Annotated in this window: 11 protein-coding genes and 1 tRNA gene; 7 read left to right on the plus strand and 5 right to left on the minus strand. The window is 67.1% G+C overall.

The window, feature by feature from the left end:
* Positions 1–100 precede the first annotated feature (100 nt).
* From ACWEF6_RS10320 to ACWEF6_RS10335, 4 genes are read right to left on the minus strand one after another with little or no spacing between them, the layout of a single operon-like run.
* Positions 101–1264: a DUF3322 domain-containing protein gene (locus tag ACWEF6_RS10320; protein WP_449682634.1), complete on the minus strand. Its 1164-nt coding sequence runs from the start codon at positions 1262–1264 to the stop codon at positions 101–103.
* Positions 1265–1268: 4 nt separating this feature from the next.
* Positions 1269–4664, minus strand: a complete 3396-nt coding sequence (locus ACWEF6_RS10325; RefSeq protein WP_449682635.1) for an ATP-binding protein — start codon at positions 4662–4664, stop codon at positions 1269–1271.
* Positions 4664–5269 carry a DUF4194 domain-containing protein gene (locus ACWEF6_RS10330; RefSeq protein ID WP_449682636.1) on the minus strand — a complete coding sequence of 202 codons (606 nt, stop codon included), beginning with the start codon at positions 5267–5269 and terminating at the stop codon, positions 4664–4666. Before ACWEF6_RS10330 ends, ACWEF6_RS10325 begins: the two co-directional genes overlap by 1 nt.
* Positions 5270–5279: 10 nt before the next feature.
* Positions 5280–6746, minus strand: a complete 1467-nt coding sequence (locus ACWEF6_RS10335) for a DUF3375 domain-containing protein (RefSeq protein WP_449682637.1) — start codon at positions 6744–6746, stop codon at positions 5280–5282.
* A gap of 62 nt (positions 6747–6808) precedes the next feature.
* Here ACWEF6_RS10335 and ACWEF6_RS10340 point away from each other — a divergent pair, with 62 nt between their 5' ends.
* The 4 genes from ACWEF6_RS10340 (at position 6809) to ACWEF6_RS10355 (ending at position 9059) form a co-directional block, all read left to right on the plus strand.
* Positions 6809–7183: a hypothetical protein gene (locus ACWEF6_RS10340; RefSeq protein WP_449682638.1), complete on the plus strand. Its 375-nt coding sequence runs from the start codon at positions 6809–6811 to the stop codon at positions 7181–7183.
* Positions 7180–8346 (plus strand): hypothetical protein, encoded by a 1167-nt coding sequence (locus tag ACWEF6_RS10345; protein ID WP_449682639.1) that lies wholly within the window; start codon positions 7180–7182, stop codon positions 8344–8346. Before ACWEF6_RS10340 ends, ACWEF6_RS10345 begins: the two co-directional genes overlap by 4 nt.
* Positions 8347–8459: 113 nt before the next feature.
* Positions 8460–8726, plus strand: coding sequence for a hypothetical protein (locus ACWEF6_RS10350; RefSeq protein WP_449682640.1), 267 nt, complete (start codon positions 8460–8462; stop codon positions 8724–8726).
* A 123-nt stretch (positions 8727–8849) separates the two neighbouring features.
* On the plus strand, positions 8850–9059 hold the full coding sequence (locus ACWEF6_RS10355) for a hypothetical protein (protein ID WP_449682641.1): 210 nt from the start codon (positions 8850–8852) through the stop codon (positions 9057–9059).
* A 46-nt stretch (positions 9060–9105) separates the two neighbouring features.
* Here ACWEF6_RS10355 and ACWEF6_RS10360 read toward each other — a convergent pair.
* Positions 9106–9178, minus strand: a tRNA-Arg gene (locus ACWEF6_RS10360).
* Between the two features lie 216 nt (positions 9179–9394).
* Here ACWEF6_RS10360 and ACWEF6_RS10365 point away from each other — a divergent pair.
* The 3 genes from ACWEF6_RS10365 to ACWEF6_RS10375 all read left to right on the plus strand — a co-directional run bounded on the left by ACWEF6_RS10365 (position 9395) and on the right by ACWEF6_RS10375 (position 12736).
* Positions 9395–11293, plus strand: coding sequence for a hypothetical protein (locus ACWEF6_RS10365; RefSeq protein ID WP_449682642.1), 1899 nt, complete (start codon positions 9395–9397; stop codon positions 11291–11293).
* A 180-nt stretch (positions 11294–11473) separates the two neighbouring features.
* Complete coding sequence (locus ACWEF6_RS10370; RefSeq protein WP_003087851.1) at positions 11474–12127, plus strand: response regulator; 654 nt, start codon at positions 11474–11476, stop codon at positions 12125–12127.
* The gene (locus tag ACWEF6_RS10375; protein ID WP_449682643.1) at positions 12128–12736 is read left to right on the plus strand and encodes a trimeric intracellular cation channel family protein; all 609 of its coding nucleotides are present in this window, start codon (positions 12128–12130) and stop codon (positions 12734–12736) included.
* Positions 12737–12775: the final 39 nt, after the last annotated feature.

Raw genomic sequence — 12775 nt, forward strand, 5'->3', positions numbered from 1 at the left:
ATCACGGCATCGACGGCCCGGCGCCGATCGATGGGTATGGTCCAGAGCGTCCCAGAATTGATTGCATGTAGTGAGGTGGCTGGCCGAGCATGCCGAAGAGTTACTCAGTGTAACAACGGTAGGCACCTTGGATGGCTGCGTACGAGACGCGTTCCTGCTCCAACCGCACGGATCTGCCCAGCACATCTTCCACGAGATCGGTGTAGAGGCTTGCCTCATCCGGCAAGAGCGCTTCGAGGTGTTCGCTGGTGGGATTGGGTTCGCTGACCCATTGTCCCTCATGGGCTAGGAGCGTGGCCCGGTCCATGAGCATGGACCGGGTGTCTTCGAACGAGCGGCGAACCCGGTTCAAGATCGCGAAGCCGTGGGTGTCGATGTCACCCCAGTAGATGAGATTCTTGCCGGCCAGCCACTCGAGTGGCTGCAGCCGGGAAGCCGCATATCCCTCGCCGAAGATCACGATCGCGTTCTCGACGGGTGGGAACGCCAGGTAGGTGATTTCGTTCTCCACGACGAACACCGTGCGTTCCGCGGGCGGCGCCGCGGCCAGTTCGGGCACCCGCACGGCCACCTCGCTGAATCCGTGACCGGCGGACAAGCGGCGGAACCGGACGTACGCGGGCTTCTTGCGGAAAAGGTACCGGCCGGCGAAGTCCGACGGTGGGCACGTGCGGTCGATGCGGTGTTCCGGGAGCAGGCAGTCCAGGAGCGCAGCCAGAATAGTGCGGAGCCGCTCGATGAACTTGGTGTCGACGCCGGGCACGTCGACCTGCCGGACGTACATGTCAGGACGTGCATGAGCCTCGATCCACAACGCGGTGTCGACCAGCCGGGGCCACTCATCCCGGTGCTTGAGCACTTCCATCGGCTTGGCGGACATCCAGTCCGCGACGACCGGGGCCCGGGACCGCGTCGCTTCCAGGAGGGTGGTGAACGCGCGCACGTCCGGCCGCACGCCGAGAAAAGCCCACAGCTGTTCGTAGGAGTCGACCCAGATCCGGCTGGGGATCTCGTTCGTTCCGGCGACCCGGCCGCCGACCGTTCTCGTCTCGACACGAAGGTGCCTGAGCCGCTGCCACTGGTCTATCCAAGCGCGTGCGCGGTCGAGGTGCTCAGCGGTGTCCTGAGCGCTCGGACCCCGCAATCCGATCGCCAGCGGTTCCCATGGGTTTCCTGCGGCGAGCTGGGCCAGGAACTCGCCGCGATCCCATCGTCGCCGCAGTTTCCCCAGCACGTCACCGGGCGTGGTCCAGCCGGTCGGCACCGCGTCACGCGCCCTGATCGGATGCGGCGCCGAGAGCGTGCGCGAGCTGGCGTTGCTGGTATTCCTCGATGGTCAGGGTCTGCAACCGCGAGCTGTCACCGGTCTTGTTGTCCACGAACCCGACCGCGGCGACGTACGGCTCGATGACGTGGATCTTCTGCAACGGCGTCACGATCAGCAGTTGCAGCCCGAGCCGCTGGAAGAGGCCGAGCGCGAAGCGGGTCGACTCGTCGGAACCGCGGCCGAACGCCTCGTCGATGACGACGAACCGGAACGTCTTCGACTTGCTCACGCCCCAGTCGAGCTTGAACTGGTAGGCCAGCGAGGCAGCGAGGATCGTGTAGGCGAGTTTCTCCTTCTGGCCGCCCGACTTGCCGCCTGAGTCGGTGTAGTTCTCGTGCTCGGTGTCGTCGGCGCGCCACCGCTCGGAGGCAGAGAACGTGAACCAATTGCGCACGTCGGTGACCCGGCGGGTCCACTGCCGGTCCGGTTCGGTTTGCCCTTCGCGCCCGCGGAACCGTTCGATCAGGGACTTCACCTGGAGGAACTTCTGCTCGGAGTACTGGTTCGAGTCGTCGCCGCCGAGCGATCCGCTGGTGCACTCCCGAAGATCCTTCCGAAAGTCACGGATTTCGACGTTCACCGTGGGATGCGGCTCGAGCCGGATGAACCGGCCGGGGTTGTAGTCGATGTCGACCAGCGAGTCGTTGATGGTCTCGATCCGCTGCTTGATCAGCTCGGCCTGCTTGGTCAGCTGCGAATGGAATCCCGCGATGTCGCGGATGGTGTTGGTGTTGAGGTAGGTCTTGAACTCGGCCTCGAACCGGGGCAGGTCGTCGGACGCTATCCGGTCGTGCAGCGCGCGGTATTCGCCCACGGACTGAATCGAGTTGTCGAACTCCTCGGTTTCCAGCGGGTACGCCTTGCGGAAGTCGCTCATCTTTCCGACGATCCGCGCCGCGACCTTGTTCTGCCTGCCGGTGAGCCGATCGATCTCCGTGGTGATCTCGTCGTTCACCTCGATGCGGCACGCGTCGCAGTCTTCCGGAGTGGCCAGGCTTCTGGAACCGACGCGCTGGGCAACGAGAGGAAAAGACGCTCGCGTGGTCGCAGCCGCCGGCTCGTCCAGCATGGTCTTCGTTTCGCGTAGCTGCTTTTCCGCGGCTTTGCGCTGGCCACCAAGATTTCCGAGCTCTGTCTGGGCCGCCCCTTTGGCCTCTTCTGCCGCCTTGATCTGCCTGCCGGCGGCTTCCAGTTCGGCGGTCAGCCGTTTCAGCTCGTCCGACTGCTGTTCCAGGCGGCTCTTTTCGCCGGCGAGTTCGGCAATGCGGTTCACCGACGCCTGCCAGTCGATCTCGGTGAACCCGCCGAACTGTTCCAGCATGGTCAGCGTGGTGGCGAGTTTGCCCTTGGCGCTCAGCTCGGTTTTGACCGTCTGCGTCCGGCCGTCCAGGCCACGCAGCTGAAGCTGAAGACGATTCGCCTGGTCGAGCAGCGCGTCGATCTTGGCCTGGTTGTCCCAGCCCAGTACGTAGTGCCGGCGGTCGTCGATCCGGCGGGCGTCGTCCTTTTCGTGCCTGCCGCGAGCACCCTTGACCTGCCCGGCCCGGGTGATGGCCTTCGCGGCCCGCCGGAAGCCGGTCATGGTGTCCACGCACTCGTAGTCGGCGCGGTGGGTCAGCTCACGATCCAGCCACGCCGAAAACGGCGAGTCCTTGATCTCCAGCTTGGTGAACAATGATTGCTCCGACAGCGGCGGGGACGGAGTTTGTCCCAGCCGTTCGGGCACCCGGTAGTAGACGAGCTTGATACCGAGGTGCCGGTCATTGATCCACTCGGAAACGGCGTCGTAGTGCTCGCTGGAGACCAGCATCGACAACCCGAAGCTGTGCAGCAGGCGCTCGGCGGCGCCTTCCCAGGCGGCGCAGTCCGCGCGCACCTGGATGAGCTCGCCGGCGAAGGGCAGCTCGGCAGAGTCGACCCGCAGGGCGGCGCACAGTGCCTCCCGCACGTCCAGGCTGCGTTTGGGAATGTTGCTGCGCCGCTCCCGCAAGCTCAGCAGCTCCGTGTTGAGCTCCGCGGCTTCGGCATCGAGATCGCGGCGTTCGACGGTGAGGTCCGTGAGCTGGTTCTGCAGATCGGCCTGTTCCTGGTCGAGAGAACCCCGCATTTCGGCAACGGCACGCTGCCGGGCGGTGAACTGCGCAGGGTCGGCGACCGCGGGCAGGCGGGCTGCGGTCAGGAGTGCTCGATAGCGGTCGTCCTGTTCCTTCCGCCGGTCGCGTTCCTTCTCCTCGGCGGCGATCTCGGCTTCGAGCTGGCTGATCCGGTCGCCACCGCGGCCGGCGCGCTGGATCTCAAGGTCCCGCTCCTTCCGGCGCAGCCGGTCCAGTTCGATCTCCGCGCCCGCGAGAGCATTCTGCTGTGCACTGATCTGATCGCCGAGCGCGGTCAGCCGGTCGCCGAGCAAGGCCGCCTTGCGATCCGCGCAGTAGAACCGAAGGGCTTCGCGCGCGGCCTTGCCGGCCGTGATCCGCGCGTCGAGCTCGTCGTAAGCGTCACACTCGGCGAGCAGCGGTTCCAGCAGGGTGAGCTGGGTACGTGCCTTGAGGACCGCTTCGTGCGCCTTGGTCAGGTCTTCGAAGTGGTCGACCAGCCGATTGGTCCAGTCGGCGGCGTCGAACGGCTCCAGCATGTGGGAGCGGACGAAATCGTTCAGGTTGCCGACCGACTTCATCGAAACGGTCTGGTGGAACAGTTCCATCGCCTGCTCGGAGTCGATGCCGAGCCGTCGGCAGAAGTCCTTGCTGTAAGCGGGAAAGTGGTCGTGGACGCGGACTTCTTGTTTGCGCAGCCTCCGCTTGAGCACCGCGATGTCCCCGCCGAAGCCGGCGAAGTCGCCCGCGATCGTCAAGTCCCGGTCGGCGGTCGCGTAGAACCGGTCCGGCTGACCGACGGACGCGTCGCGAAACCAGAACACCTGGGCCAAGGTGACCGTCGAGTCGTAGCCGCGGTTGGTGAACGAACCGAGGATGACCGAGAACGACCGGCGGTCTCGCAGTCCGACCGGTCGCGAGGCGCCGGTCGCCTCGTTGCGCTCGGATTTGTAGTAACCGAGGACGTACGAGCGGAGGTGCCGCTCCTTCGCCTCGGCCCCTGCCGCCTTGTTGTAGGAGATGCGATGGGCGGGCAGGAGCAACGTGGTGATCGCGTCGACGATGGTGGACTTGCCCGAGCCGATGTCGCCGGTCAGCAGGCTGTTGCGCCCCGCGGGATGGAACGTCCACACCCGTTGGTCGAAGGTGCCCCAGTTGTTGTAGACCTCGAGGCGCTCCAGCCGGTAACCGGCGAGCTCGGCCGCCTCGGTGTCGAGTCCGGCCGCGCTGAAGAGGCCGCCCATCAGTCTTGATCCTCTCTGCCGCCGAGTTGCCCGGCGTACTCGGCGAGCCGCTGGTCGAACTCGGCCAGCCACTGCCCGTCCACGAACGCCTTGAGAATGCGCCGCACCTCGTACGCGGCCTCCTGACCGGTGATCCGGCGCAGGAAACCGAGCTCGACGATCTTGGTGAGCTGGGCGTCGATCTGGTCCACCAGACGTGCCTCGTTGCTGCTCTCGGGCAGGAACATCCGCACCATCTCGACGAGCTGCTCCCGGGTGAGGATCAGTCGCGTGTCGGCGCCGGACGCGTCGAACTCCGCGAGTTTCTTCCTCAGCAGGGCCAGCATGAGGCTCACGTGGAAGGACAGCGCGCGCCGCGGGATCAGTCGCGGTAGTTTCCCGTCTTCCTCCTCGTCGTCCGGCTTCGAGCGCAGGAAGGCGTAACCCTCCGCTTCATCGATGATGACGGTCAGGCCCATCACACCGACGTAATCACGCACCTGGGCTTGCAGGGGCAACAGGTGGCGCCACGCTTTTTCGTGGCTGTCCGCGTAGACCACCCCCTTCATGAGGTGCGTGATGACCAGCGGCAGGTCGAGCTCGTCCCGGCGCAACGATGTGGACACGCCGCCCATGCTAAAGGCGCCCACCGACAGAACCGTTGCCGCTCGCGGTGCGGGTGTACGTCACCCTCGGTATGGTCGCGACCCGCTCCACGCCGGCGTCGTCGGTCCAGCGCACCTGTTCACGGGTCTTCTCGTCGAAGACGACTTGGAAGATCGGGTCGCTCAAGGAAAGGTAGCCGACCAGCTCGGCCATGCCCTGTTCGAGCGGTCGCCGCCGCAGGACGTCGCCCAGCCCGACCTGGGCACGTTCGCGCAGTTCCCCACGCACGATGCCGCACAGTCGCTCACGGTCGACGTACACCTGTTCGAAGAGCGCGGAGGCGTCGAGGTCCTCGTCGGCCGCGGCGATGCCGGCGCTGTCCAGCGGAACCTTCTCCTTCGGGGTGTAGAGCGGACGTTCCATCGGCAACGCGATGACCGGGGCCGTACCGTCGAGTTCGCAGGTGAGGTCCGGCGCGGGGTGCTCGCGGAGCTTGAGCGCCGACGACTCGATGCTGCGCAGGATGTCCATCACCCGGCGGTTCTCCAGCCACACCTGGTCGTCGAGGAACCGCCGCAGCTGTTCCGACAGCAATCGCACGGTCGCCTGGGTGCGTTCGGCCGCGTCGAGCCAGTCGTAGTGGATGTGCCGCATGCGCGGGTCGGGTTCGCCGACGGCGTCCAGCGACTGCACCTTCTCGAGCAGTTCGGTGAGCTCGATTTGCCGCTCGTGCGACAGGAGGAAGTCGTAGAACGCCTGAAAGCTGCGTCCCTGGTCCGAGTCGGCGATGGTGGTCCGGTTGCCGACCACCTCGTCGAGCAGCTGCCCCTTGCTGCCCTCCCAGCCGGCGATGCGTGCCCGAAGCTCCCGGTCGAGCCCGCGGAAGTTGGCCTCGACCTCGCGGAAGTCGGCCAGCAGCTCCCGCGCGGTCGCGGCGAACTGCTGGTAGCGGTCCCGCTGGGCCGAGCCGTCGAGGACAGTGAAGTCACCGCCAGCCACCCGATTGATCTCGGTATCGACCTCGGCGCGCCGCCGGCGCAGCTCCGCCAACCGGACATCCGGATCGGTCTCCGCCCCGAAGGCCATCTGGCGCAGCAGCTCGAAGATCGTGTTCAGGCGCGACTCGGTACCCACGAATGAGCGCGCTTGGAGCGAATCGACCCAGGCCAGCGCCTTCTCCACCGCCGGAGTCGCATCGAAGTGCACCTCATCGGAACCGGTCGGGTAGTACTTGCGCAACCACCCGTTCGCCGATGCCGCCCAGTCGTCCAGGTAGGCCTTGGCCGCCTTGGGAAAGGTGCCTTCGCCGAGCCGCTCGTTGAGCGCGTACAGCTCGTCGTCGAGACGGCCTGCCAGCTCGGTGGCCGAAATCGACCGGACATTGTCGTCGACGAAGACCTTTCGGAGGAACCCGAGCACCAGCGGCGCGTTGTCGGCGCGCAGCAACCGCCACGCCGGGTCGTTGCGGCGCAGGAAGTCAAGGTCGTCGAAATCCATCGGCTCTCGGAGGTCGTGGGGCTCGTCGGCGATGCTAGCCGCGGTCGTTACCCTGCCGCCTCGTGGCACGCAATGTCCGGAAACCCCCGGCCGGGCTGCTCGGCCGGTGGCGCATCATCAGCATGAGCGGCTGGGATCGTGACGCGATCGACCTGGTCGAGCCGGGTCTCATCGAATTCGCCCGTGACGGTACAGGTCGGCTCGGCTTCATCGCTGTCGAAGGTTGGCTGGACTGCCGCACGGTCGAGCGGGGCGGCCTGCCCGGCGTCGAGTTCTCCTGGGAAGGCGTCGACGAGGGCGACCAGGTCAGCGGCCGCGGCTGGGCGGTCCTGGTCGACGACGACACGATCGAGGGACATCTGTTTTTCCACTTGGGCGACGATTCGAGTTTCCGGGCGAAGCCGTTCACCGGCGCCGAGGAACTGGACGAGCCGTGAGCGAATATCAGTACTACGAGTTCCTGGCGATCGACCGGCCACTGGACGACGGCGAGCAAGCCGAGGTCAGGTCCCTGTCCACTCGGGCGAGGATCAGCGCCACCAGCTTCGTGAACGAGTACCACTGGGGCGACTTCAAGGGTGACCCGCGCCGTCTGATGGAGCGGTACTACGACGCGCATCTGTACGTCGCGAACTGGGGTACCCACCACGTGATGTTCCGCCTGCCCCGTGATCTGCTTGACCCGGACGTCGTCGAGGACTACTGCGTCGGCCACGCGGCGAGCGCCTGGGTCACGGGCGAGTTCATCGTGCTCGACTTCACGAGCGAGGACGACGTCGGTGAGTTCGACTTCGACTACGACCCCGAGAGCTTGCTATCGGGGATCGTCGGAGTTCGCGCGGAACTCGCCGCGGGTGACCTCCGGCCGCTCTACCTCGCCTGGCTGGCGGCCTACGGCGCTTGGGAGCGCGACGAGGACGTTTTCGACCGCGACGCCGACGACGATCTCGAACCGCCGGTTCCGGCCGGGTTGAGCACTCTCACTGCGTCGCAGCGAGCGCTCGCGGACTTCCTGCGCGTCGACGACGACCTCCTCGCCACAGTGGCCGAGGCGTCTCCGCCGCTGGAGGACACCACCGAAAATCCCGATGATCTCGCCGGCTGGGTGAGCCGTCTGCCTGCCGCCGAAAAGGACCGGCTCCTGGCCCGGGTCGTGCTGGGAGAGGCCAGGCGGGTGCGGATGGAGGTGCTGCGCCGCTACCGCGATGACACCGCTCCGGCCATCACCCGCCCGGTCCGCCGGACCGTGGCCGACCTGCTCGACGCCACAGCGCGCCGGCGGGCCGACCGCGAGCGTCGCCTGGCCCTCGAACGTGCCGACGAAGAGGCACACCGGGAACAAGCCCGGTCCCGGGCTCGCGAGCGACGACTCGACAGGCTTGCCGACGAAGGAGACGCCGCGTGGTCGCGTGTCGACGCGCTGATCGCCACCCGCAAACCGGCCGATTACGACGCCGCGATCACTCTGCTCACCGATCTCCAAGCGCTCGCCGAGCGCGAGGACCGCGACGACGTGTTCGCCTCCCGCGTCAACGCACTGCGGCAGACACACGCGCGCAAACCCAGCCTCATCGAGCGCATCGACCGGGCAGGCATCTGATCAGCGCGGCCGAATTCAGGTGATCACTGTCGCCACCGAGCGGCTCGCAGCACCGCGGCAGGTAACTACGTAATGTGACAGCAGGCATTGGCGACTATGCGTGAGGCGTCCGGGTGTTCGTCGCTCAGCAGCTCTTCGCCCTGTGCCTGCAGGAGCATGCGATCGGGGACGAATGGGGGCAGGCGTGGAACAGCCATGTGCCGTTCGATCGGCGCAACGAGCCTATTCTTCGTCATCTTCTGGACGAAGAATTCATCGAGCGCGACGGACATCTGATGTTCATCGGCCCAGAGGACCGAACGCAAGTTCAGGCGCGGTTGCTAACCGAAAATGTGGATGGACCCCGTTTGCTCTTGTTGGGGGTCGGAGTTGGAAAGTGACTTGGATCGATTGGAAGCGTCGCCGCTGTTTTGTTGAGGGGACTGATGGGGGCGGCCGAGCGCGTTGGTTGACACCGGGCGTCAGCGGGGACAGCTTCGCCTTGGCCCAAGGGGCGCGCGGACTTGACTCGTGAATCCTGGAACGCGGGCATACAAGAGACGCTCGACCGCATCTGCTTGCCCGATGTGGATGAGCGGGCACTGGCCGGCCTGAAGTTCTCCGATGCGCTGCCGCATCGCCTGGCGATGGCCACGCTGGCAACCCGGCTGGCGGACCTTGACGCGGCTCGTGAGCTACTGCTGAGGCCCGTCCGGTTTGTCGTACGGGCGTAGGACGCACACGTGTACCTTGAAAGTAGAGCCTGTGTCGTTGCTGTTGTGCCCCCGGCAGGATTCGAACCTGCGACACCCGCTTTAGGAGAGCGGTGCTCTATCCCCTGAGCTACGAGGGCCTGCTTACCTCGGACAGGTTACCCGACAGTTGCCACACCGGGTGGTGGGGCCTGCGGACGAGCGCCGAGCTCCCAGGACCGATACTGCGATCGGTGACGATGCGTTACTCGTTGTGGTGAACTGAGGTGCGGCGATTGGCGGGGGGAGTCATCCCGGCACGGCCGGGGTCGTTCTCGGCGCTACCGTGTTCGGCGGTCGACAAGACGGGAGCCGGGGTGCGGACCTACTACGACGAGGACGACCACGAGGGTTACGAGTCGGGGCAAGATCTGCTGGTCCGGCGCTTCTCCGGCCGGGCGGCCGCGCAGGGGTGGGAGGTCGATCCGTATGCCGTCGTGTCGGCGTTGGAGTTCCGGCACACCTCGGTTGACGGGCGGCTCGCTTACTGGACTGCCGCGCTGGTTCGGGACTTCCTCCTCTCCTACGCTCCGCGCACTCTGTCCGCCGAGGCCGACGACGCCGTGCTCTTTCCCGAGACCTTGCGCCTGTTCCTCCGGTACCTGCACGCGACCGAGCTGGCCGATCCCGCCGGCGACTCACTCGCCGAGCTCGAGGACGCCGTCGGGGAGGCAGCGGCCGAGTTTCCGGCCGCCATGGCCGATGAACGCAACTTCGGCATTGCCAAGTACTGGGTGATGACCGCCATGCGGAACGGGGTCGATCCCGCGGACTCCGAGGCCATGAATGCCTTTCTCGCCGAGGTGCGGGCGGGACAGCACCCGTACGACGCCGAACTGGTCGCCGGGCTTGCCGGCAAGCACCTCGGTGAGCGGACCGGACGGGCGCTTCCGCAGCTGCCGGTGTCGTTGCCTGCGGAGGCGGAACTCGCCGCTGCCGCCGAGCGCTCTTCGCTCGTGGTCAAGCTGCGGAACTTCGTCGAGTGGGTGGGTGACGGCCGGGCGCTGACCGGCACCGGTGCCCTGAAGCTCGCCGATGCGCGCCAGCTCGTGCCGCTGCTGGACACCGGTGATCGGCTCGAGTGGGATCTGGGTGGCGAGGTCCAGCCGGTCCGCAGCAGTGCCGATCTGCCGAACCTCGCCATCCTGTTCGAACTCGCGAAGCGCGTGCGGATCGTGCGGGTCGTCAAGGGCAAGCTGGTCCGCGTGGCGAAGGCGGCGCCACTACTCCACAACGCCCTCGCCCTGTGGAGGACGGCGTTCGACGCGCTTCCCGGCCGGGGTCTGCTGGTCAAGGACAGCGGCTGGGGCCCCGACTACGCCCTGTTGCTCGACGACTGTCTCGACTTCGTGCTGCCGGACGTGCTCAACGCGGTTTACGGCCTGCCCGAGCCGATGCCCGTGGCCCGGCTCGCCGAGAGTGTCTGGCTGGCCTGTGCCGAAAGTGTCTATGTCGATCTCGAACCGTCGATCGAGGCGATCTGGCGAGACGGGCTCATGGGCGAGTTCCGCCGGTTGCTCGTCGTCCTGGCCGAATTCGGAGCGGTCGAGCTGACCACGAGGCCTCGCTTGCGGGCCGCTCCCGATGCGCCTTCGCTCGAGATGGTCTCCCTCACTCCGCTGGGGACCTGGGCGGTCCGGGAACGGCTGCTGCAAGAAGGCCGTTTCGCGCCACTGGTGGGTGAGCTTGCCGGCGCCTCTCCCGCCGCCATCCTGGGCGGGGTCTCGGAGCACTTCAGTGAAGACTGGGCGGGAGCGGAGATCGACGGCTGGCTGGCGGCGCACGGTGGCCGGGACACGGGACTGCCGATGCTGCTGGACGCCGTCCGCAGGTGCCCGTTCCGCACGCGGGCGTCCGTCATGCTCCGGATCCTCGTCGATTCCCTGTCCGACGACGGCGACGCGGTGCTCCACGGTCTACGCGTCGACCCGGCATTGGGTCCGATTGCGACGCAGTGGCTGGTCGAGCGCGGAGAACTGGCTCTCGAAGACCTCGATGCCCGTGAGGGGCTGCTCGGCGTCACCGAACAGTTCCTCGTTCTCTTGGAGACGGCCGGGCCGGAAGCGACGGCTTCGACGCTGGCCGAGGTGCCCGCCGACGAACGTGCGCACTTGGCGGAAGCGATCACCACTTCGGGTCACCCGGACCGGGTGGGGATCGCCGAACTGGCCGAAGTGTTCGAAGAGGTCGCCCGACTCTCGTCGTCACCCAGGTGAGTGGTTCTCACGGGTCTCCCACATCGCGGATACACCCAGCCGGACGGCGGACCCGACCTGACCTGGACGGACCAGTGCCTCACCTGGTCGTGTCTGGTTTCGAACTGCTGAACAACAGTAGGTAACCTTCGTTAACGGGACGCGGGGAGCCGCTCCCACCGGCTGTTGCGGAGGGCTTCGTTGATCAAGCTCATGTTCGCCGACGACGAGGAACTGGTGCGCTCGGGGTTGCGCGCGATGATGTCCGGGGCCCAGGACATCGAGATCGTGGGCGAGGCGAGCGATGGCAGATCCGCGGTGGAGGTCGCCCGGCGGTACCACCCCGATGTTGCCCTGCTCGACATCAAGATGCGGGCCCCTGACGACGGCATTCGTGCTCTCCGGGCCATCCTCGCCCTTCCGGATCCGCCCACCGTGGCCATGCTGACCACCTTCGACATCGACGAGTACGTCAGTCTCGCTCTGCGGCTCGGGGCCAACGGCTTCCTCCTCAAGGACATCGATCCCGCGGCGCTGCTCAGGGCCGTCCGGGACCTTGCGCGCGGGGGCGCCGTGCTGGATCCGGGGGTGGCCGCGCGGATGGTTCAGTCCCACCGGGACGAACAACGCGCTGCTCAGCCCGCCCGGAAGCTGCTCGCGTCGCTGTCCGAACGGGAACGCGAGGTCGTCGCGCTCATCGGGCAGGGCCTCTCCAACGCCGAGATCGGGGGGCGGCTGCACCTCTCGGAGGCCACCGTCAAGGGGTACGTCTCCGCCGTGCTCTCCAAGATCGGGGCCGCCAACCGGGTGCAGGCCGCTCTGCTGGCCTACCGCGGTGGGCTGCTCGACCAATAAATGCTGCTCACGGCGCTGGAGTTCGTCGGGCTCGTCGCCTTCGCCGCGTCCGGGGCGCTCGCCGCGGTGCGGGCGCGGCTCGATGTCTTCGGCGTCGTCGTGGTCGGGCTCACCACCGCTCTCGGCGGCGGGGTCATCCGGGACGTCCTGCTCGGCATCCACCCGCCCACGACGCTGCGGAACTGGCCCTACCTCGCCGTCTGCGCCGGGACCGCGCTGGCCGTCTTCGTCTTCCACCCGCAGGTCGCGCGGCTGCGGCGGGGCGTTCTCCTGGCCGACGCGCTCGGGCTCGGTGTCTTCGCCACCGCCGGGACGACCATCGCGCTCAACGCCGGCGCCACCGTCTACGCCGCGTGTCTGATCGGGATGACGACCGGCATCGGTGGCGGGGCCGTGCGGGATCTGCTGCTCCGGGAAATCCCGCTCGTCCTGCGGAAGGAGATCTACGCCGTGGCCGCGCTGGCCGGCTCGGCGCTCGTCGCCGTCGGTCACGCTGTGCGACTGCCCGGCGGCCCGGTGACCGTCGTCGCGGCCGCCGTCGTGGTTTCCGTCAGGATGGTCGCGCTCTGGCGGCGCTGGAACGCGCCGGTCGCGCGGGGTCCCGAGTGAGAAATCCTTTGTGAGTTCTGCGTGTGTTCTTAGGCGGGT

This window comes from Amycolatopsis sp. NPDC004772 (assembly GCF_053601215.1).